General features: G+C 36.4%; 21 protein-coding genes. 11 read left to right on the top strand and 10 right to left on the bottom strand.

The annotated features are described in order from the left end of the window. Window positions 1-22: 22 nt before the first annotated feature. Window positions 23-1,402 carry a GIY-YIG nuclease family protein gene (locus IPI31_15140; GenBank protein ID MBK7569154.1) on the bottom strand — a complete coding sequence of 460 codons (1,380 nt, stop codon included), beginning with the start codon at window positions 1,400-1,402 and terminating at the stop codon, window positions 23-25. Between the two features lie 217 nt (window positions 1,403-1,619). Between IPI31_15140 and IPI31_15135 the strand changes: the two genes are divergently transcribed. From IPI31_15135 to IPI31_15115, 5 genes are all read left to right on the top strand, one after another. After that, entirely contained in the window at window positions 1,620-2,411 is a 792-nt protein-coding gene (locus IPI31_15135; protein ID MBK7569153.1) for a 1-acyl-sn-glycerol-3-phosphate acyltransferase, read from the top strand. 157 nt (window positions 2,412-2,568) lie between these two features. Continuing rightward, on the top strand, window positions 2,569-3,963 hold the full coding sequence (locus tag IPI31_15130; protein MBK7569152.1) for an MBL fold metallo-hydrolase: 1,395 nt from the start codon (window positions 2,569-2,571) through the stop codon (window positions 3,961-3,963). Window positions 3,964-3,974: 11 nt separating this feature from the next. Continuing rightward, window positions 3,975-4,493 carry a GNAT family N-acetyltransferase gene (locus tag IPI31_15125; GenBank protein MBK7569151.1) on the top strand — a complete coding sequence of 173 codons (519 nt, stop codon included), beginning with the start codon at window positions 3,975-3,977 and terminating at the stop codon, window positions 4,491-4,493. A gap of 11 nt (window positions 4,494-4,504) precedes the next feature. Beyond that, on the top strand, window positions 4,505-4,840 hold the full coding sequence (locus IPI31_15120) for an MmcQ/YjbR family DNA-binding protein (protein ID MBK7569150.1): 336 nt from the start codon (window positions 4,505-4,507) through the stop codon (window positions 4,838-4,840). Window positions 4,841-4,924: 84 nt separating this feature from the next. Beyond that, entirely contained in the window at window positions 4,925-5,968 is a 1,044-nt protein-coding gene (locus tag IPI31_15115) for an acyltransferase (GenBank protein MBK7569149.1), read from the top strand. Window positions 5,969-6,464: 496 nt separating this feature from the next. Here IPI31_15115 and IPI31_15110 read toward each other — a convergent pair whose 3' ends face one another. After that, a complete protein-coding gene (locus tag IPI31_15110) occupies window positions 6,465-6,656 on the bottom strand; it encodes a cold shock domain-containing protein (GenBank protein ID MBK7569148.1) in 192 nt (63 codons plus the stop codon). Window positions 6,657-7,144: 488 nt separating this feature from the next. Beyond that, window positions 7,145-8,761: a T9SS type A sorting domain-containing protein gene (locus IPI31_15105; GenBank protein ID MBK7569147.1), complete on the bottom strand. Its 1,617-nt coding sequence runs from the start codon at window positions 8,759-8,761 to the stop codon at window positions 7,145-7,147. 381 nt (window positions 8,762-9,142) lie between these two features. Here IPI31_15105 and IPI31_15100 point away from each other — a divergent pair, with 381 nt between their 5' ends. Together IPI31_15100 and IPI31_15095 are read left to right on the top strand one after the other, a co-directional pair. Continuing rightward, window positions 9,143-9,448, top strand: coding sequence for a hypothetical protein (locus tag IPI31_15100; GenBank protein MBK7569146.1), 306 nt, complete (start codon window positions 9,143-9,145; stop codon window positions 9,446-9,448). Between the two features lie 91 nt (window positions 9,449-9,539). After that, window positions 9,540-9,743, top strand: coding sequence for a hypothetical protein (locus IPI31_15095; protein MBK7569145.1), 204 nt, complete (start codon window positions 9,540-9,542; stop codon window positions 9,741-9,743). 235 nt (window positions 9,744-9,978) lie between these two features. Here the strand turns inward: IPI31_15095 and IPI31_15090 are convergent, their stop codons facing one another. Then, complete coding sequence (locus IPI31_15090; GenBank protein ID MBK7569144.1) at window positions 9,979-10,344, bottom strand: four helix bundle protein; 366 nt, start codon at window positions 10,342-10,344, stop codon at window positions 9,979-9,981. Window positions 10,345-10,629: 285 nt separating this feature from the next. On the opposite strand from IPI31_15090, the gene IPI31_15085 reads away from it, so the two are divergent. Further along, window positions 10,630-11,220, top strand: a complete 591-nt coding sequence (locus IPI31_15085; GenBank protein MBK7569143.1) for a porin family protein — start codon at window positions 10,630-10,632, stop codon at window positions 11,218-11,220. Between the two features lie 151 nt (window positions 11,221-11,371). Next, a complete protein-coding gene (locus tag IPI31_15080) occupies window positions 11,372-11,512 on the top strand; it encodes a hypothetical protein (GenBank protein ID MBK7569142.1) in 141 nt (46 codons plus the stop codon). A gap of 25 nt (window positions 11,513-11,537) precedes the next feature. On the opposite strand, the gene IPI31_15075 is transcribed toward IPI31_15080, so the two are convergent. The 4 genes from IPI31_15075 to IPI31_15060 form a co-directional block, all read right to left on the bottom strand. Next, entirely contained in the window at window positions 11,538-11,945 is a 408-nt protein-coding gene (locus IPI31_15075; GenBank protein MBK7569141.1) for a hypothetical protein, read from the bottom strand. Window positions 11,946-11,992: 47 nt separating this feature from the next. Next, window positions 11,993-15,070 carry a glycosyl hydrolase gene (locus tag IPI31_15070; protein ID MBK7569140.1) on the bottom strand — a complete coding sequence of 1,026 codons (3,078 nt, stop codon included), beginning with the start codon at window positions 15,068-15,070 and terminating at the stop codon, window positions 11,993-11,995. 159 nt (window positions 15,071-15,229) lie between these two features. Beyond that, window positions 15,230-15,967: a hypothetical protein gene (locus IPI31_15065; GenBank protein ID MBK7569139.1), complete on the bottom strand. Its 738-nt coding sequence runs from the start codon at window positions 15,965-15,967 to the stop codon at window positions 15,230-15,232. Window positions 15,968-16,156: 189 nt separating this feature from the next. Beyond that, a complete protein-coding gene (locus tag IPI31_15060) occupies window positions 16,157-16,492 on the bottom strand; it encodes a hypothetical protein (GenBank protein MBK7569138.1) in 336 nt (111 codons plus the stop codon). 353 nt (window positions 16,493-16,845) lie between these two features. Here IPI31_15060 and IPI31_15055 point away from each other — a divergent pair, with 353 nt between their 5' ends. Beyond that, a complete protein-coding gene (locus IPI31_15055) occupies window positions 16,846-17,505 on the top strand; it encodes a hypothetical protein (protein MBK7569137.1) in 660 nt (219 codons plus the stop codon). 161 nt (window positions 17,506-17,666) lie between these two features. Then, a complete protein-coding gene (locus IPI31_15050; GenBank protein MBK7569136.1) occupies window positions 17,667-19,037 on the top strand; it encodes a T9SS type A sorting domain-containing protein in 1,371 nt (456 codons plus the stop codon). Here the strand turns inward: IPI31_15050 and IPI31_15045 are convergent. Both IPI31_15045 and IPI31_15040 read right to left on the bottom strand, forming a co-directional pair. After that, entirely contained in the window at window positions 19,027-19,263 is a 237-nt protein-coding gene (locus tag IPI31_15045) for a hypothetical protein (GenBank protein ID MBK7569135.1), read from the bottom strand. The two genes, IPI31_15050 and IPI31_15045, sit on opposite strands and share 11 nt — an antisense overlap. 829 nt (window positions 19,264-20,092) lie before the next feature. After that, on the bottom strand, window positions 20,093-22,945 hold the full coding sequence (locus IPI31_15040; GenBank protein ID MBK7569134.1) for a TonB-dependent receptor: 2,853 nt from the start codon (window positions 22,943-22,945) through the stop codon (window positions 20,093-20,095). Between the last annotated feature and the right edge of the window lie 131 nt (window positions 22,946-23,076).

Raw genomic sequence — 23,076 nt, 5'->3', positions numbered from 1 at the left:
GACACGAAAAAAGGGGACGAATTTATAACTGAATAACTCTATTCTGTGATTTCCCTTTGTTTTTGGCCATCCAGCCGGACAGGATCCGCTGGACATCAGGAGTATCGGGTCGCCATTTCACCCGATCTTTTAACATCTGAGGGTCACCGTTGCAATAATCTCCGGAAAAAAAACCAAAGCCTAAATAGTGTCCCTTTTCTATATAAACAACACTTTTTTCTTCCACAGTTCGGCCTCTGTCAATAATAAAATATGTATGTTCCTCATTATCAAACGATTGAATAGCAATTTCCGCTCTTTCATTATAACATGCGGTTTCCTCTTTGTTTACACAAGCTCCTTTACAGAGGCCTATTTCGTGATTATAACAACCGTTTACAGTTTTTTGCAAATGGCAATATTTTGCACAGAGTTCAAATTCCAGCATCTTCTCCTGTAAAAAACTTCGGGCACTCAAAATATCAGGAAATACTTTAAGCACTTCTTTTTTAACATTATATCGTTCAATAGCCAGGTGTATATATCCTTTTTGATCAATATATTTAAAAATACAATAATTGCGATCCCATAATTTTTGTGCATTATTAAATTTAGGAAATTTGCGTTTAATTTCCTCGCTCTCCAATAACAATGCAATCAATTCGTTACCGGTTAATTCATAAGTAATATCATACACACAATTGCGCAGATCATTTTCTTTTCCGTGATTATCGGCATAAGTAAAATGCCCCCATACGCGACTTTTAATATTAATTGCCTTACCTACATAAATAATATTTCCGTTTTGATCGTGGAAAAAATATACTCCGGGAGCTTCGGGTAATTTATCCAAAACAGATTTATCGAGATTTGGCGGATGATGTTGTTCTTTAGAGGTTTTTTTAAGTGCCGTGATAATATGATCTTCATTGTCACTTTCCAAAAGCATGGAAAATAATTTGGTAGTTGCAAAAGCATCGCTTTGTGCACGGTGTCTGTTCTCAATTGTTATTCCCAGGTTTTCACATAATCTACCCAGGCTATAACTGCGATGACCAGGAAATATTTTTCTGCTTAATCTTACAGTACACAATTTTTTAGTGCGAAGTTCAAAACCATTTTCACCTAAATGATTTTTTAAAAAACCATAATCAAATCCGGCATTGTGCGCAACAAATATTTTGTCGTGCAACATACTGAAAATTTCCGGCGCAACTTCTTCAAAGGTAGGAGCAGTTTCCACCATTTCGTTGCTTATTCCTGTCATTTGAATTATAAAATTAGGGATCTCACTTTGCGGGTTGATGAGAGAATGCCATTCGTCAACAATTTTTTCACCATTATGGATATAAATTGCCACCTCCGTTATGCAGTTATAACTTGCATTTGTGCCGGTGGTTTCAATATCTACTATGGCGTACATCCTTCTACAAAGGTAGATTTTTGTTGCGAAATTATTTCTGCTTTTTTAAAGGAATTCTATTGGCTGAGTATGGTTATTATGTCCATTCTATTGGGTTACAGCGCATTGTATCCTACCTGTGCGCTATATCAAATAAACCAATGGGATCAAATTGGTAATATGGTAATTGAAACCGCATCCTGCGTTTTAAAATGAAAACATATACCAGGTCAGTCAAATGGATTTGCCAATATTATATTATCTTGGCTCCATGATAAGCGGAATTAAAAACTTTTTTAAATTAATATATACCATTTATACGGCAAGTATATTTTTTATTTCTCTCCTCATTACCTTACCATTCTTTTTTATTTTTTCATGGACATTGGGAAAACATGCTCTTGGTCCAATTGTATTTTTATGCAGGTGTATTGCATATAGTTTGATGGTATTTTGTGGAATCATTTATCGTTTTCACCGCAATAAAAATACAGATAGAAATAGGCCTTATGTAATTGTTGCAAATCACAGATCTAATTTGGATGCTCCGGCAGCGGCAATTTCATGGCCGGGAAGAGTGCGTTATCTCGCAAAAAAAGAATTATTAAAAATTCCTCTTGTTGGTCAGATATTTTCCGTTACAACAGTAAATGTTGACAGAAGCAGCCGAGAAAGTAAATTAAAAAGTGTTGAATTATTAAAACAATATTTATTGGGAGGCGATAATATTTTTATGTTTGTGGAAGGCACGAGAAATAAAACTGATCGTCCTTTGATCGATTTTAAAGATGGGGCATTCACCATTGCCATTCAAACGCAAACTCCAATTCTTCCGATGTTGTTTATTAATACGGATAATTTAATGCCAAATAAAAAACCTTTAATGCGGCCCGGTATTGTTGATATTTATCATTTTGAACCCATTGAAGTAACAGGACTCACAGATGCAGATGTTCCCAAACTCAAAGAACAGGTGAGGAGTTTTATGGAAAAAAAGTATATAGAATTAACAGCACAAAAAAATAATTGATTAACTTAACATTATGGGGCGACTAAGTTTTCCTATAAATATGGATCACTGTAGTTCACCTCTGCCCTTGCCATTTATTTAATTTAACCGATTCAGTTCGGGGTTTTTATCACTTTATTCGAATTTACTTTTTATCTTTCCATCATCAACTACAAATATGAAACTAAAATTTTGCGGCGCTGCCGGAACAGTAACGGGGAGTTCACATTTACTCACTTTGGATAATGGAATTAATATCCTTATGGATTGCGGATTATACCAGGGGAATGAGCCTGAATATGAAAATTTCAACGAGAAATTTTTGTTTGATCCCGCTAAAATTGACATTGTGGTTTTATCACATGCACATATTGATCATTGTGGAAGATTGCCTAAACTGGTTAAAGATGGTTTTAACGGAAGGATTTATGCAACCCATGCAACAAAGGACCTTACCGCAATTTTGTTGCTCGACAGTGCCTTTATTCAACAAAGAGAAAGTGCATTTACTAATAAACACAGAACAGATGAGCCTGCAGAAGAACCATTGTATGATGTGGATGATGTGAGAAGGACCATGGAATTATTTCGCACAGTTGGATATAATAAATGGTTTGGAATTGATCCTGATGTAGAAATGGTGTTTAAAGACTCCGGTCATATTTTGGGAAGTGCAAGTATTACCATGAAAATTAAACGCCATGGACTTCGCGATTTTATTTTGGGATTTACTGCGGATATCGGTCGGCCTGATCGCCCAATACTTCGTGATCCTGATCCAATGCCGGCCTGCGATTTTCTGATTTGTGAATCCACTTACGGCGATAGATTGCATGAGGAAGCACCACAGGAAAAAGATCATTTTTTGAGGGTAATAAATCAAACTTGTGTTGCTCAAAGAGGTAAACTTATAATTCCAGCCTTCAGTGTTGGCCGAACCCAGGAAATTGTTTACATGCTCGATCAACTGGTTCGTGAAAATTTGTTACCGGATATTCCTGTATTTGTTGATTCACCTTTGGCAGTTAATGCAACTAAGATATTTGAATTACATCCCGAGTGTTTCGACAAAGATATTCTCGAATATATGGCTGTGGATCCTTATCCTTTTGGGTTTGAAAGATTGCGATATACAAGATCTGTTGATGAATCGAAAAGAATAAATAATGTAAAGGGATGTATTGTAATAAGTGCTGCAGGAATGATTAACGCAGGAAGAGTGAAACATCATGTATTTAATGCAATTGAAAATCCTGATAATACCATTCTAATTGTTGGTTACTGTGCAGAAAATACACCCGGCGGAAAATTAACGCGTGGTGATAAAACGATAAGAATGTTTGGAGAATACAAACAGGTAAATGCAAGGGTGGAAATTATGTCAAGTTTTTCTGCACATGGCGATTATCGTGAAATGATAGGATATTTACGCACACAGGAAAAAGATAAATTAAGACAACTTTCCTTAGTGCATGGTGATAAAGAAGCCCTGAGTAGTTTTAAATCTCATCTCGAAAATGCAGGTTACAATAATGTTGGAATTGCAAGATTAGGAGATGTAATTGATCTTTAAATTTCCTCTATTTGAAACAAATAATAGTAACAGAAAGATTGGTTCTCAGGGAAGTGAACATTAACGATGCTGATTTTATTTTGGGTTTATTGAACAGCAAAGGTTGGTTGCAATTTATTGGTGATAGAAATGTAAGATCGTTGCCCGATGCAGAAAAATATATTGCAGATCGAATAGTTAAAAGTTATATTGATCATGGATTGGGATTATATCTGGTAGAACTTAAAACTTCCGGTACTGCCATCGGTTTATGCGGATTAATTAAAAGGGAAACTCTGGACGATATTGATATTGGATTTGCATTTTTACCCGAATACACCGGTTTTGGGTATGCATATGAAGCTGCAATTTCTACACTTAAATTTGCTTTTGAGGCATTAGGAATTAATAGATTGGTTGCAATAACCACTCCTGATAATGTTAACTCCATAAAGTTGTTGGAAAAGATCGGAATGCAGTTCGAAAAAAAGATATTGTTTGAGGAGAAGGAAGAATTATTTTTATTTGGAATTTCAAATCAGAAAAAATAGTAATCCCCTTCATGGTAAAAATAGAAACGTGCAGAACAATAGCAATGGAATATGACGAATGTGTTGAACTGCCACATTTTGAAAAATCTTCGTTTCGCGTTAACAAAAAAATATTCTTAACTCTGGATGATAAACACAAAAGAGCTGTTGTAAAGCTTACCCCAGTTGAGCAGTCGGTATTTTGTCTTGTTGATAGATCTGCTGTTTATCCCTCCAACGGTGCATGGGGTAAGCAGGGATGGACCGTAGTGGAATTAAAATCGGTTAATAAGGAATTTATGAAAGACATTATCAGGGCTTCTTATTGTAATGTTGCACCCGCATCACTTGGCAACAAATATCAATGAGGTTCATTATTAAATGATTTTATATTCGTACTATTATTATCTTCGATAATCTTTTGTATAAATAATATCCGCTAGAATAATCCAATGAAACGACTGTATAATTTAGATTATCTCAGAGGCCTTGCTGCATTCGGAATTATGATCAACCACTTGCTTATTTGGACGAGAGGGGAGTATAATTCTGAAAATTTCATGGGTCGCATTGGTGTGTATGGTGTAGCAATTTTTTATGTACTGAGTGGAATGACCATGTATTTGGTCTACCACAAAAAAATGATACCTTCCAAACCTGATCTTATTGATTTTATTAAAAAAAGATTTCTGCGCATTTTTCCACTTATGTGGTTGGTTACCATTGCTACAATTTTATTATCGGGAGTTGCACCGGATGCACTCAAAGTATTTTTGAATCTCAGCGGTCTTTTTGGATTTGTAAGCTGGCATGGATATTTTGCCCCGGGTGCATGGTCAATTGGAAATGAATTGGTTTTTTATGCGTTTTTTCCTGTGTTTATTTTTTTTGCAAACCGTTCTAAAACAGGGTTGTTTATTTTCTCTACTTTACTTTTTGCAATTTATATTTATTTCGCTTTTTTTCTTTTGGATGAGAATATAGATCTTGGTTCTCAATGGCGCAATTATGTTAATCCATTAAATCAGGTATTCTTATTTCTCAGTGGATTTTTAATTGTAATGTTCCTTAAAAACAAGCAAATTAATAATAGAAATATCCTAATACTTCTGCTTGCTGCAATGGCATTATTTGTTTTTTATCCTGCCTCCGGCGATACGATTAATCTGGTAACAGGAATAACCAGATTGGTATTTACTGCAATTTGCATAGTTATCTGTATAAGTTTCTTCAAGTTAACTTTTAAACTTCCCAACTTCATTCATAAACCTTTAACAATATTAGGCGAGGCCAGTTACTCCGTTTATCTCCTTCATCCCCTGATCTACAAAGCCTTAAGTCTGCTTTTTTCCCAATTTGGAGCTACCCAAGATATTCCATTATATTTATTAGCCATCATTTCAGGAATCCTCACTCTTTTAGCCAGTTATCTGGTTTATTGGTACTTTGAGAGATATTTTATGCAATTGGGAAGAGGGAAGGAGATTGTGACCTAAATTATTGCAATTAAAGTGATGATTACCGGAGAGCAATAAATGATTCCATTTTTTAAAATACAATCCATCATTGGAAATTCGACTGTTTCCAAAACATTTTTATATGCCGTCCCTACAGGACTTGTAGATTTTTGTTTTTTAGTAATTACCGATATGCCGTCCCTATGGGACTTTTTATAAATAAGTTGCAATTCCTAAAAAACATTTAAATGATAATTCATTCGGATTTAAGAAATAACAGTCCGCCGCGGCGGACGAAATGTCGGTAACACCAATCAAACCCAAACGACGCGAGTCCCATCGGGTCGGCATGTAAGAAATTTTCAAGCGAAGGAATATCTTCAAGTTTAAGGTGATGGTTGCCGAAGAGGCAGTCCCGCAGGGACGAACCATCTTGTGGCCCCGGACTTCAGTCCGGGGCGCAACAAAAAAGCCCTGCATAAATGCAAGGCTTTGGTTGAAAAAAGTTTACAATATATAAACTATTAAATTTTGCTTACGCTAGTTTAACATTTACTGCATTTAATCCTTTTTTGCCATCTTGAAGATCGAAAATCACATTGTCGTTTTCACGGATCTGGTCAATAAGACCTGATGCATGTACGAAATATTCTTTTTGGGTTGCTTCGTCTTTAATAAATCCAAATCCCTTTGAATCGTTAAAGAATTTTACTATTCCTGTATTCATATTAAAAAATTAATTTATGCAAAATTACAACATTGCTACAATATTTTAGGTATAACACAGATAAAAACCTTTAAAGTGTCACCCTAAAATGGGGTTCTTTCACCCTTAAACGCTAGTCTGGCAAAGGTTTTAAAGGGTGCCCCGGCAGTATATATATTTTTAACATTTGTCACAAAATTGTCGTTTTGGGTGGATTTGGAGGAATTTTTGCGGTTGGATGGGGGTTGGGAGTAACCAGTTGGCAGCATTAACAAGTGGTAATAACCCTCAGCAGTAAACTCAGTGCTGACAAAAATGACGCTCTAAAGAGACCCAAGCTGGAAGCGAGAGCCTCAAGTCGGGCATAACGTAGTGAAACCCTCGCTAAGCGAGAGCCTCACTTTATGCGTTTTTTTTACTAAACTTCCAGCCTAAAATATTCTTTTGTTTTGTAAAACCCCTTACTCATTATATCGAAGCCAGCATAACATAAAAAATTATTTCAACTATTATTTCTCAGCAATTTTAATCAACTTCTTATTTGTTATATTATTAAATTCATCAGTAATTTTTAAAGTGTAAATTCCCGATGGTAACTGAGTAATATCTACAGGCTGATTGTCCATTATTTCTCTCTGTAAACATAGAAATCCCGTTGTCGAATAAATGTTAATGGCGTAGGTATTGCTTTGCAACTGTTGCAATTTATTAACAAGATGGAATGTGTTTGCTGTAGGATTTGGATATATTGTGAGATTATTATCAAAATAATTTTCAGAAGATGCCGATATACCACTATCACCCCATAGTCTGATTATTGCGAAATCGCTTCCACCTTCACCATCAGATGCATCAGCAGCAACTATAATTTTCCCGTCTGGCTGTAAACACATTGCATTGCCTTGGTTATACAATTCATTAATATCTATAATTGAAATGCCATCATATTGGAAGGTGGAATCCAGCACTCCCTCCTGTAAATATCTTACGACCACAACATCAGCAGCATTATCAGCAGAGGCATCAGTATAACCGACCATAAGAATCTTATTATCAGCTTGAATAACAATATCATTTACTATTTCAAATTCATCATAAGGTATATCAGTATTTACTATACCATCTTCTGAAAAAGTTGAATCTAAAAAACCTAATGAATCAAATTTTACTATTCCGAAATCTGCTGAGAAATCTTTGACAAGCTTTACTGCACAAATATATTTGCCATCTTCTACTTCATACATTTTTTGGAGATATGCACGGTAATCGAAAACAGGAGTTATTGTAAACCCGTTTATACCGAAGGTGCTATCAATTTTACCACTACTTAAAAGCCTCAAAAGGACCAATTCACTGATATGATAATATTCACCATCTTCATAATAATCATAGTAACTATATCCACCAATTAATAGACTCCCATCGCTATTAGCTATTATTGAACTTGCTTTCTCGCTATTCCCCAAATCGATAATCAATTTTCCACCATTTCCAAATGTAGTATCTAGCAAACCATTATAACTATACTTGCAAATTGCAAAATCGCTATCATCAAATATTCCTTCATGTTTATAACCAACTGCAACGATGCTATTATCATCCAAAATATCTAATGCACAAATTTCGTCAGTTTTCTCATTCATTTCTGTTAATACAATTCCATTCAAACCAAAAGCATTGTCTATATTTCCATTTGCATTTAATCTGATTAATCCAAAATCATATAGAGATGTATCAGTCGCTGCTGCCCCTCCCGCTAAAATGATCTTATCATCAGATTGAATAAACATTGTATTTGATGAAGATACACTTGCACCAAATTTCAATTTTATCTTCCCCTCTATACCAAAATCACCATCAAGTTCTCCTGTAGGAAAATACCGACTTATTGCAAAAACACGTCCCGAATCAGTCAATGCCGTTCCAGAAGCGATTATTTTTCCATCAGACTGAAGACCAATGTCGTAAGGATTATCGGTTGAATATAAATCTTCCGGATTGGGGCTAAAATCAGTGAGAGTTATACCAGAAAGGCCAAAACTTAGGTCGAGTTCCCCGGCAATCTGCGAATATATAGATTCACCTTTTTGAACAAGGAAAATAAATAAAATAAACAAATGTTTCATATATGGGTAATTCTAACAAAGTTAAATAAGATTAACGGTAATGCTGTTGGAGGAAAAATTTTAACTTGTGAAATTAATAATTCAACCTCGCTAACCTTGAAAACCCTTCAGGTGAGTGAGTAGTCAGTAGTGAGTGAGCCCAACTCAGAACCCCGAACCCCGAACTCCGAACCCCGAACCCAGAACTCCGAACCCCGAACCCAGAACTCAGAACCCAGAACTCAGAACCCAGAACTCAGAACTCAGAACCCAGGACTCAGAACCCAGGACTCAGAACCCAGAACTCGTTCGGCTGTTCAATTGTCAATTGCCAATTGCCAATTGTCAATTAAATTGTGTATCTTTAGGATTATTCGTAGAAATTAACCAAATAATATAGATATGGAGTTAACTGTAGAAACAAATACGCTTGGCAATCAGGAAATTAATTTTGGAAATAATCACAACGCAACATCTTTCTATCAGTTTGCTGCAAGGTTGGAAAAAATACTTGCAATAAAGTATACTAAGAAACACGATTACTTTAATACTATCACCTGGGATTATATGTATCGCGAGGTTAAGTTTAAGCTTGTTTATGATTGGCATGAAGGTATTTTTATCAGTTTGATAAATAAACAGGAAGCAACAGAACAAGAACGTATCATATTTGAAAGTCTTACTTCCATATTACAGCGTTTTAACTGAGTTTAATTCACTTTTTATTAATAATAGGTCTGACGGGTGTTTTTTTAACTTGTCCAAGCTTATATTGTCGTAACTTACACAAAATTGAATCATGAAAAATTTAGGACGAGCACCTTATAAGGAGATCAAACTACTAAACGGTTTCTACATAGAAGTGCGCAACAAGGGATCAAAAGACAGAGGAATCAAGATCAGAAGTGCTGATAAAGCAACAATGAAAGAAGCCGCCAAATCATACGCCCGCGATAAGGATGTTGTGATTCTTGGGGAGTATAAGGACGAAGGATGGGTTTGATACGTATGACCTACGACCTACGAAATAGGACCTACGATGACCTACGACATAGGATATACGACATAGGATATACGAACTATGACATACGAAATTGGACCTATGACATACAACATAGAACCTATGACATTACCTACGACTTAATATAGATACACTACACGAATACCTCCATATTTCCCAAATCATTTGTCCTGCGTCATATGTCATATGTCCTATGTCATATGTCGTAGGTCATAGGTCATAACTCCTCCCTAATTAATTTCTCTCTAAATCTGAATATTTTATTTTGTAGAATTACTAATTTATCCAGAATTGGTATCAACTGTTCTTCGGTTATATAACCTAACTCCTTTGCTAAAATTAATTGTGAATCCAATTCAAATGAAGATCCCTTTGCGATAGTAAGAAAATGTGCAAAATCTTTATTGGTATCTCTGCCTGCTCCTTCAGCTATGTTTGAAGGTATGGAAATTGCTGCTCGCCTCATTTGAGAAGTGAGACCATAGATTTCTTCTTTGGGAAAATTTCGAGTCAATTCATAAATTATTTTTGATAATTCAATACCATCTTTCCAGATCTCTAATTTCCTAAAATAATGTTTCATACAATAACAATTAATGTAATTCAAAGGTATTTCCCCATTCAGAAATATAATTGAGTTAACCGATTATATTCGCTTACACACATCATTAATTAACACTATTAACTTCAACCAATCCTAAATAGCTTAAATCCTATGTCCTACGTCGTATGTCATATGTCCTACGTCGTATGTCATATGTCGTATGTCATATGTCCTATGTCATATGTCCTATGTCGTATGTCCTATGTCCCTTTCTGGCACAACAATTGAATTCAGGCATACTCAAAAGAAATGGGTATGAAAAAAATGAAGCTATTGATCCCTGTGATCTGTTTGTATTTTGCAGGATTTTCTGTTGCCCGCGCGCAACAATTTGAACCCGGAGATATTACTGTTTCTGCCGGTTATGGTTTTCCAAGTCTCACTAAAACATTTTTAAATCTTGTGGAAGGAGATAATATATCTACTTCGCTGGTGGGGCCTGTTTTCATAAAAGCAGAATTTGCTTTAAATGAAACGGTGGGTTTTGGAGTGAATACTGCATTTACTTTTGGTGAAGCATTATACGAACGCACCGACGATAATACTGATAGCGTAACTTATACCACAGGAATTAAATACAATGCATATAGTGTACTCGCAAGATTTAATTTTCATTTTGGAAATAATGCAATGTTTGATCCTTACGCCGGTATTGGAATGGGATATAGAAATTCAAAATATACCTACACCGGAAACGATCCTGATGTAGACCCGCGGGAAGTGAATGGAATAATAAATTTCGGAGTGGATCTTACCATTGGTGCCAGATTATATTTAACCGATAATATTGGTTTGTATGGAGAAGTAGGTCTGTCAAAAGCTCCTTTCCAAATTGGTTTGGTAGCTAAATTCTGATAGGAAAATTTAATAATAAAGAACAGCAGGATCATTTAAATGGTCTTGCTGTTTTTGTTTTAGTTGGTATGTAAATGCAATAAATTTCTGCTATAATGGAGCATTAAATTGTAATCTTGATTCTCAATTCGGATCCATAAAGGAGGGTAGGGTGGCTGACTTTATATTAATAGAAGGCTCACCTGAGATTAATATCAGCGATATCAGAAAAGTGTACCTGGTTGTTACAAATAACACCATCTTCACCCCAAAAGAACTTTATAAAAATGGAGGATGGACCTATTATTATTGAACTTGGAACTATAATGAAGGATGCTTCAGATCGCCCGCATTTTATTCCCTTTGGCATCATGTGTTAATTCAGCTAAACCCAGTTTTTCCATTAAAGGAGGCACATACATTCCAAATCTTCCACGAAGTCCTTTTTTTAGACCATACCAGCCTCCAACCGGGTTTTTGTCAGATCTGCCCCAGGCTTCCACTGTTCCATCTTTTGCCGGCTTTTGCTCATCGGCACTGCCGAGTTCCATCCAGTCGCCGTGTTTTTTTAACATAGCGTGAAGATCGTTCAAACAACGATAATCGTAGTGTAACACAGTTTTTCCAACGGTGCAAACCAAAATCTCCTTTCCGTCTTTTTCATCCTTATGCATGGTAAACTCTGAGGATAATGGTGGAGTTTTAAGCTGCCATGGGTTTTCTTTTGTTCCGGTTTCTTTTGCCATCTTGTTATTTTTTAAATAATTGAATGAATGTGTTGGTTTGATCTTACTTATTTCAATTTAGAAAATTCCTCCTTTGAAATTACTTCCACAGGTTTAAAACCCTGCCGTATTACTCCTGCATTATATGCTTTCAATTCATTTAGCAACAAATTATCCAGTTCAACCCGCATTTTCTGCACCTCTGTAATATAAAAATCCAGCGCCTGAATTTGAACATTGGTGGGTTTTCCTTCATATCCACCAACAGCCCCGTAAATTTCGGCAATTTTTTCGCGTAACCTAACCTGTCCGGTTATTCCTCCTTCGCCGGGTTGCGTGGCGGAAATTTTACCGTGCATGGTTTCCATCATTTTGGAATATTTGAGAGAATTTGTCCGCAAACCCTTATTCTGAAGACTGTCGGCCAATATTTTTGTTCTGTCTCTTATCTGAAGAATCTGATGATCCATAAAAGCTAATTCTTCCAAAAGATTGTATGCTCCAAGCAGTGTTGATCTCCGCAATTTTCTGTCCTCAGCAGAATGCACAACCTCAGGATTATAGTTGATGGTTAGTTTAGTGCTGATAGTATCACTTCCTTTGATCAACTTTATGATATAGTCACCGGGTTCCATCTCGGGGCCAAAGGCTGCTTCACCCAATAGATTTGGAGAACTGGGCACTCTGGGAGCTTTCATTCTTGTTTGAATACTGACAATATTTATCCCTTTGCGATTTCCGGCAGGCTGTTGTTTGATGAAATTGCCTTTGTTATCGTATATCTCTATAAACATCTCCCCAAATAAATGCCTTTTTTTCATGTAATAAGCAACCACTGCATTGCTGTTGGGATTGGCGCCTATAAACTCATCATCACCCGGAAAATCCTGAACAACTCCACCTTTTGGAAGGAAATAGGGTCTGGTGGGAATGAAAACAATATCCTCCTCTAACATTGCTGTTGTAAAATTTCTGATAGGTGTAATATCATCAATTATGATAACACCCCTGCCATGAGTGGCAAGAATAAGGTCATGATCTCGTGGATGAATTACCATATCAAATATTCCGGCCTGTGGAATTTTGCTTTTAAATTGAGCCCAATTCGCACCTTTATCTATGCTTACGAACAGACCGAATTCTGTTCCTAAAAACAATAAATTTTCATTAACAAGGTCTTGTTTTACAACATGACAATATCCTTTAATGGTCTCATTTACAAGGTTTTGCCATGTGTTACCGTAATCATTGGTGTAGAATAGATAAGGCTTCATATCGCCATTTCTATGTGCATCCACTGTAATGTACGCAGCTCCTTTATTGAAGTTGTCGGCATCAATATTAGAGATGAAAGCAAATGGAGGAAGTCCTGTTATTTTATCGTTGAGTTTGGTCCAGGTTTTACCTGCATCCTTAGAAAGCTGCACATTTCCATCATCGGTTCCTATCCAAATTATATTATTATCCAATGGAGATTCAGAGATCGAAAATATGGTAGCATTGTTTTCAGCAGTGGTATTATCTGCAGTTAATCCACCTGATTCTTCTTGTCTCTTTCTTTTAGGATCGTCTGTAGTAAGGTCGGGTGAAATGCGTTCCCAAGTATCGCCTTTATCTTTAGAGCGGAAGAGATATTGAGACCCTATATAGATCCAGCCGGAGTTCTTTCCAAAAACAAAGGGTGTATTCCAGTTAAAACGAAGATCTCCTGTTGTTGCATCAGCAAAGGGTTTGATAAACTTATTCTCCCCACTTTTTTGATCTGTTCTGTATATTCTACCTCCCTGATATTGCCAGTAAACTATATTGTTGTTGGTTTTGTCGGCATAAGCATTAAATCCATCGCCGTAACCAATAGTTTGCCAATCGGCATTCTGAATACCGCCGGATGTTTTAGAAGGACCTTTCCAGCTGCCGTTATCCTGTAATCCCCCATAAATATTATAAGGTTTCTCCATGTCGACACTTACATGGTAAAATTGAGAAACCGGTAAATTTTCGCAGTGACTCCAGGTATTTCCTTTATCGCGGGAGATATAAACACCACCGTCAGTTCCCATATACATCAACCTGTTATCCTTCGGACTCACCCAAAGTGCGTGCAGATCGCTATGGTACCCACCGCCTTCCACGGCAGCTCCCTGAAATATCTTTCCACCATTAACACTCACCAATAAATTAAATCCCGGTTTATAAATACGATCTGCTTCCACAGGATCAGGTACTAACAAACTAAAGTAGAACGGACGTTCTCCCATTGCGTTTTGAGTGTTGATTTTCAACCAGTTAGCACCCTTGTCTACTGACTTATATAATGCAGAATTGTCCGATTCCACCAAGGCAAAAACATCGTAGGGGGCTACGGGAGAAATGGCTAACGCTATTCTTCCAAGTGTTTCATTTGGTAAACCTGTTATTGTTTTATTCCATGTTGCACCGCCATCAGTGGATTTATAAATGGAAGATCCGGGACCACCTGAACGAAAAATGGAAGCTTCTCGACTGAAATCCCACATTGCCGCATACAGTGTATTCGGGTCATTGGGATCCATGATCATACTTGCACAACCTGTCCCTACATTCACAAATAATATGCGGTTCCAGGTTTTGCCACCGTCTGTGGTTTTATAAACTCCTCTGTCTTCAGAATCTGACCAAAGTGCACCCAAAACCGCAACAAAAACGGTATTTGGTTCCTTTGGATGTATAATGATCTTCGCAATTCTTTCGCTATTGGCAAGTCCTGCGAATTCAAATTTGCCACCTCCATCATAAGTTTTATAGATACCCGTTCCTATACTTACACTATTTCGTGTCCAACATTCTCCTGTTCCTACCCAAACGGTATCAGGCCGCTGTTGGTCAATGCAAATAGTACCTATGGATTGGCTGAAATCGTCAAAAACAGGTTTAAAAGTAGTGCCCTGATTTTTCGATTTCCATAATCCTCCCCCTGCAGCACCAACATATACCAAATTAGGATCTGCATTTACTGCATCGATACAAGTTATACGACCGCTCATTCTTGCAGGTCCGATTTGTCGGCCTTCAATGGCACCAAAAGTAGCATCGCTTATCTGTGTTTGAGTAAAAGCAGAAATAGTTATAATGAATAAATTAGTAAGGGCAAAAAGTGATCTTTTCATCGTTAATATATTTGGTTTGAAATGTAGAGTACCGGTATTTTATTGTGCTGAAGCAAAGGAGCTGTTTTTAAAATTAAGAAGGGTTAAAATCCTCCCATAGGAATAAAAAAGCAGCATATTCCGGATACAATTCAGGAATATGCTGCTTAATAAAGATCATTATTCAGTAACTACGGTAGTTCCTGACTTATCGAATAAGGTTGATGCATATTCCTTATTAAGTTCAACGCCTTCAATCAAAATAACCTCGCTGGTAACACCATTATATCTGTTTTCAATTTTGCCCGGAAACGTAATTCCGTCAATTTGCATATAATTGCTGTAAAAGGATTCTCCTTCCACTTCGGTGCCCATGATGGTGCTTTTGGTATTGGTTTTTATCAACAAAAAACTCTCCTTATCAATAAAATTTACATAAGTGCTTCCTTCCGGAACCACTACTTTCACTCTGTAACAAAGAGTGCCTTCCACATCTTCGGTGCTGTCGAGGGTAACATTAAATCCTTTATCCTCCCATTGCCATAACATGCCATCCATATCAGCCTGAATTTTTAATTCCTTTAACTGATCAGCAGGAATCGGTTCCGGTTCTGTTGTTCCGGCAAAAGGATTAACGGTCCATCCTTCCACACCATTGTAAGTTTGAATGAAACTTAAACCCTGAAATGTTCCCTGGACGCGAAATAAATTTGGCCTTACAGATATCTGAACAAAGGGAACATCAATTCCCATCTGGTTGATCTTTCCTTTGGTGGTAATGGTTTCCACCTTTTTAAGTTTTTTTTGTCCTATTGCTTCAAAGTGATTTTCGAGCACCTCATTCAGGCTTTGAGCAGTTATTAATCGGGGACTTGCAACTATCAATACTAAGACTATCGCTGATATTATTTTTTTCATAATTTGATGTGATTTGTTTGAAGTGTTAAAATTAGGCAGGTTTTGTGGGATATTTAGAAAGTATGCTTGTTAAAAGTAGGTTAAATTATAGGTATATCCGAAAAATGAAAGGTAAAAAAACACAATAGCCGACCTAAACAAGGCCGGCTATTTACTTAAAACCGATAAACAAAACTCCCTTTAATACGGTCAATTATTAGTGGCACCGCTATTTACCCAACACTCGATCTCCTGACGCTCACCGCAACTCATGGTTACTCCGCCGGTGGGCATATTTTCTGAATTAACCACTTCTCTTTCGAGTGAACCGTTGTTAACAATTTTCATTAATCCCGAATAACTCGAAAATTCAGACCCATGGCATCCCGAGAGTCCGCATTTGTTAGCAATTAGGGGTTGGATGTTTGCTGTGTATGTTACGGAAGCACAATCGGTGGAAGAACCGCAGTCCGCACTTGTTTTGGAACAGGAGGAAATAATGAGACAAATCCCTAAGCTCATTACAATGGAAGCTAATCTCAGCATATTTAAATTATTTTGAGTAGGATTTGGCTATCGGAAGGTTTTGTGGTTTAATTTAAACATTTGTTGCAAAAACATTGCCATAATTGGATATTCGTTGAAAAATTTGCAAATAAATGTGCTTTGGTATGAAAAAATTGCAGAATTTTGATATTTTGTTGATTATCACGGAGATTGTATGGTTAGTCATTTGTATAAATTGCATTTATACTAGATTTCTGACCGATTTTATAATTTATCGTCAAAACATTGTGGTATTATTTGTTGTTATTTTACTTCGGTTTCAGAATTTTCGTATTGGTATAACATTCGCTTTTTATACGCGTTTTAACAAATGAGTTACCAAAGTTGAAAACATGCACAAAATAACTTTTTACCTTATCGGAATTTTAAGTGTTAATTTATCATACAGTCAAACTGATCTGTGGGTAAATTATTCAAATAATTATTCTACAAATTTAATCAGACAAGACTGTGGTGGATATTGGTTCATTCATTCCTACGGATTCAGTTATTATGACACTTTAACCAGAGAGCTTACTGAGTATAATGATGTAAATGTTGATGGCTTGGATGGCATCAATTTTTCAGACTTTGAAATTGATAATTTGGGAGCAAAATGGCTAGTAAATAATGGAGAATTATTTAGATTCAGCAATGGCGTGGTTACAAAGATAGAAACACCTGAAATTGTCACCTATTTATCGCTCGATCCAATGGTAATTGATGAAAACAACAATGTCTGGTTTTACGCGGGCGAATTATATAGATATAATTATTACAGGAATGAATTAGTAACCATTGACCTTGGAGACGCATCCTTTTTAGGAATTGTCAAATCTGCGAACGGTACTATTTACATCTCAGTGCACAATGGTCTAGGCAATATTGAAGTTTTTAAATACCAATTTGCTGAATTAATCAGCATTGCTCAATTTCAATATACAATTGAAGGACTTTTCAGTGATTTTTTGTTGATTCACGTGAATCTATTTGGTTCACCAAAGATTTCTTAGATCAAACCAGTGAAGGAGGTTTAATATACTATCATGACGGAATTACCAGGGAATATCATGGATGGGAATTCGGTTTAAGTTTATATGGATATAAATCGTTCATAATAGATTCGGAAGGGACAGCATATTTAGGTGCAGTTGAAAATTACACAAATACTAAATTGATAAGAGTATATTTTGATTTTGAAAGCGGTGATATATTAAATTATGATCTAAAATTAACTGATACTTACTGGTACTATTTAGATGGTGATGAGAATTTTTGGCACCGGAAAGATGGAATTCTAGAAAAAATTTCAAAAAATGGTGTTTCAGAGATGGTAAATGTAAGATCAATTCCCCTCACATCAAAATCTTATTACTCCCAGAATTTTGGAAAAGACGGATCCTATTGGGTGGAATCAGATGACGTTGTGCATCATTTGAAAGATGATGTTTGGACCAGTTATACGAGCGAAGACATAGGCATATTATCAGGCTCTATCTCCTTTATTTTTAATGACTCCAAAGATAGAACCTGGATAGGAACAACAGCCGGTGTTTATTATCTTGAAAATGATAATTGGTCATATTTAGAGGAAATGGACGATTATATTGATAAACATGTTCAATATATCACAGAGGATATTGATACAAATATTTTCATTTTAACTAATCAACATTTATATAAGTATGAGGAAGAAGAAATAATTGAATATACAGTGCCGGATATTTTTGAACAATCTAATGATACTTATGATAAAGTTATTTCTTTTAAGGATAGATTGGTAATTCTTGGTGAAAGTGTAATTTATATGAGGGATACTATGGGATGGAATATTTTTACATTAGATGACCCGATAGTATCAGAATACGATGTAATTTTTGATTTTGATGTCGATTCAAATGGTACAGTTTATTTCCTGGCTGATCATAGTTATACCAGTATATTTAAAATTGAAGATTACCAGATCGAGGAAGAAATGATTTTACCTGGCAATACCATCGAAAATATGGCTATCAATAGGAATACACAAGAAATATGGCTATCCTGCTACACAACAAATGACCATTTAAAACGACTTAGAATAAGTGATCATTACCTGGAAATTTATAATGAGAATAATTCTCCATTAATTCAGACAGGTGATATTATTATTGATCATAAGAATAATAATATGGCAGTTGGAAGCTATAATATCCTGCTATTTAACCCCGATGGTGTTGAAATATTTACCGATGAACCGCAAATAATTGCTGACCATTTACCTGGATATTGTAAAAGTATTGATGACCCTGATCAACAATTATTATTTTCTCCGAATCCGGCGGATGAACTGATCAATGTTTATTTATATGGACAGGTGAATCAGGCCTATCAAATTAATCTTTTCGATATTCTCGGCAGAAATATTATTAATAAAACCGGCTCAATTCTAAACATAGAGTTAAATTCTGAAAAGCTGGATATCAGCACAATAAGTCCGGGTTGTTATTTTTTAGTTGCAACTATCGACGGGAAAAAATTCAGTAATAAAATAATTATTTTGTAATTGCTGTGAATCTTTTTATTTGATTTAAAGCTTCCTGGTGTGAAACACCTTTTCCCGCCTTAAGTTCTTTTTGTGACTCGTTTACTTCATCGATAATAGCTTGCGGCAGTGAATCCCACCAGTCCGAAGAATCATCCAGTATTTCCAGGATATTTTTAATTTTCAATTCATCAGAAGTATCAGAAAGTAACTTCAATGCTTTTTCCTTATCATCAATGAGACTCATAATTGATTTTAAAGATAATATTTTTTTATTACAAGGGAAGTAGGAAATAGGAAGGAACAAAGTTCTTATTAAAAGTGACCTTGCGTCTTTTTAGAATTTAAATGCTCATATGTTAGGTTATTGCGGCTGTTTAATTATCAATTGTCAATTATCAATTGTCAATTTTTTTCCCCCCTTCCCTCAGACCTCACAGGTTAAAAAAACCTGGTAGGTCGAGGGCATTAGTTGTGGCCGGCTGTTCATCGGTACATCATTTTGGCTGTTCATCGGTACATTGGTACATCCCGTCGCAAGACGGACAAGCATTGTTACATTTTCTTCTCCTTCCCTCAGACCTTCCAGGTTAAAAAAAACCTTGAAGGTCGAGGGCATTTGTCAAGGCCGGCTGTTAATCGGTACATTGGTACATCCCGTCGCAGACGGCCAGGCATCGGTACATTTTCTTCCCCTTCCCTCAGACCTCACAGGTTAAAAAAACCTGGTAGGTCGAGGGCATATTCGGCTGTTTAATTATCAATTGTCAATTATCAATTGTCAATTTTTTTTCCCCCTTCCCTCAGAACTTCCAGGTTAAAAAAAAACCTTGAAGGTCCAGGGCATTTGTCAAAGTCGCTGTTAATTGGTACATCGGTACATCATTTTGGCTGTTCATCGGTACATTGGTACATCCCGTCGCAGACGGCCAGGCATTGTTACATTTTCTTCCCCTTCCCTCAGACCTTCCAGGTTAAAAAAAAACCTTGAAGGTCGAGGGCATTGGTCAAGGCCGGCTGTTAATCGGTACATTGGTACATCCCGTCGCAGACGGCCAATCATCGGTACATCTTTCCTAGAATTTCCACGATAACCCCAAAATAAAATGCCTCTGCTCATAATACCTCGCCGGATTATCCGGAGGAGTTCCGAAGCTTCTTGGATCACGCGGATCGATGAAGGAAGGATCGCGCCATTCGCTTGGAACAGGATCGCCATATTCGTAGGCGCGACCGGTTACGGGATTTACAATGGCGGTGTTTTTGTTGTTTAATAAATTAGTTGCTTCAAAAGTAAATGCAAGTTCAGAACCTTTTATTTCCCACCATTTTTTGAAGGTTAAATTCATCCAGAAACTGCTTACGCCTAATTCGGAATATCTTTTGTCGGGATCAGAAATAATTTCATAAATAGGTCTTCCGGATGCACTTTCATATCCTGTTAATTCGTAGGGAGTATATCTTTTTCCGGAGCGATAAATTGCCTCCGTATATAAGGTCATTTTATTTAACCAGGATTTCCCGAATAATCCTGTTTTGTTATTCTGAATAAATATTAAATACGTTTTTGCATCTATCGGACTATCCCAGGCGAGTGGTGTTTCTACCGAAGTTTCTGAATTTCCTGTCGCTAATATTTCCCCTAAAGTTTCTGATGCGGAGGAACTTTGTCCTGTTGCAATGCTATAGGATAAAGAAATACTTCCACTGAACCATTTTTGAATTCTTTTTAAATAAGATACTTCCACTCCGCGCACTCTTGCATAATCACCATTTATTCTGATTGTGCGCGAAACTTCTTTACCCGTTACATCTTCAATTAATATAGAGGAAGAAGTGATAAAATCATATTTATCTTTCCAGAATGCCGTAATATTTAATGCATCGTTGGAGGTAATTGCAGATTTTAATCCGAGTTCATAAGATATATCTACCTCTGGATTTAAATCGGGATTTCCGATAAATCCCAATGTTGATCTGTCTGCATAATAAGGATCCATTCCCGTATAAATATAACTTGGATGCGGCATTACAGTGCTATGTCCGTAATTAAAAAACATCACCTGATTTTCTTTTATGGGAAATGATGCGGAGAATTTGGGAAGCAATCGCATTTTAAATCTGCGTATACCAATATTATAACTATTGTTGTAGTATGAATCGCGAAATTCCTGTGCAATAGTTGCATCGGGATTTGCAACAGCATCATCTAAAAATTTTCCCGGAATCCAATATTCCAAACGCAAACCTGCTTCTGCAATTAAACCTAAATATTTTAATTTATCACTTATGAAAAATGCACCCATTAATGGATTTACTTTCCAAACATCACTAATATCTCCCAAACGATACGACTGCGAAAATGAACCATCGGCTAATTGAATAGGAGCGCCTATCCAGGGACTTGTAATGTCCACCCACTGGTATTCCTGGGGTTTTATTTCGGTGCCGAAAAATAATTTATTGCGTGTATCTTTTGAATAAATATTTCCACTTGCGCGCAAGGTGTATTCCAAAACATAATGGTCATGCCACAATGTTGCAATTCCACCATTATTATATAATCCGGGACCCGGATTTACGAATACAATAGAATCATCCGGATTAAAAACAGTTGCCGGATAAGTTACAATACTTTCAGGATCAAATTCTGTATTTACAACATCAGGTCTCCAGGGATTTCCATTTGCATCTGCTCGTAATTTTACGAATAATCGCGAAGCTGTTATAGTATAACTAAAAGTATTACTTGTGGTATGACTCCATTTAATTGTTTCCAGATTTGTATCATGTGTATACGTATTTGCATTATCGGGAGTTAATGCAAATAAAAACTGATAACCGGGATTAAATGTCACATCATTTCCTGTAACACGCAACATATTATAATCCTGATTAATGGTAATACTTTTTAAATAAGTAAAACTCAATCTTCTTTTTGGATCTAATTTATAATCCAGTTTCAACATACCTGCCCAACGGTTATCCTGGTATGGCGACCACAAAGAATCGGAGTATAAGGAAGAAATAACTTTATCCGCAGGATTTTGAATATAGGTATCACTGAAATTAGTTTTTAATGTTGTATAAAATGTAAGTTTCTTTTTAAATGCGAGTGGTCCACCCATTCCCATTTCCATTACCTGTTGATTCCAGTTTGCTGTCGACTCCTTATTAAATCCGAAATTATCGCGTTTATAACCCGCATTAAATTCAAATTTTTCGTCGCCTGATTTTGTTGTGGTATTTACAATACCCGCCGTTGCATTTCCGAATTCCACACCTGCACCTCCTGTGGTTACATCCACTTTTGAAATAGAATTTGTTCCGATATCAATTCCGAAACCTGTTCCGCTCAATGGATCGCGAGCAGAAACATCGTCGATATAAAATCCCGTTTCATAACTTCTTCCTCCGCGAATATGTACACCATCTGCACTTTGCACCACACCTGTTTGCATATTCACCACACTTTGAATTTGTCGCACAGGTTGCAATTCAATTTCCTTCGCCGTTAAAGTTGAACCCGTTTTTGCTTCCTCCACATCTACCAAAGGTTTTTCTCCGTGAACTACCACTGCATCATCAAAAGTTAATGTGGTAGGATTTAAAGCCACATCCATTTTTTTATTTTCTCCTGCAGCAAATTTTATGGCAGTAAATAAATTCTTTTCATAACCGATGTACGTGAACTGCACATTGTATTCACCGGGCGGAATATCTTTTATTTCAAATGTTCCATCAAAATCAGAATTTGCGCCAAAGGAAGATCCAGTAATAATTACTGTAACTGCGTAGAGCGGTTGTTTTGTTTCAGAGTCTATGATCTTACCTGAAAGTGTTGCATTTTGAGCAAAAGTGGAGTGGAGGAGAAAGGAGAGAGGAAGGAGGAGAATGCTTCGCATTAAAAAGAAGTAACTTCTTTCCATTTTTATCTTCCTTTTTCGAAAAATGCTCTGCACGGGGTAAAATTGAGAAATTTGAATGAAAGGGAGAAGTGGAGTTGTGGACAGGAGAGAGAAGAAGGAAGAAACCAGAGCTTACGGTTTGTTTATTGACA

This window comes from Bacteroidota bacterium, assembly GCA_016706865.1.
GTDB lineage: Bacteria > Bacteroidota > Bacteroidia > Chitinophagales > BACL12 > UBA7236.
The sequence above is the reverse complement of the archived record's forward strand: the minus strand, read 5'-3'. Positions and strand labels throughout refer to the sequence as shown.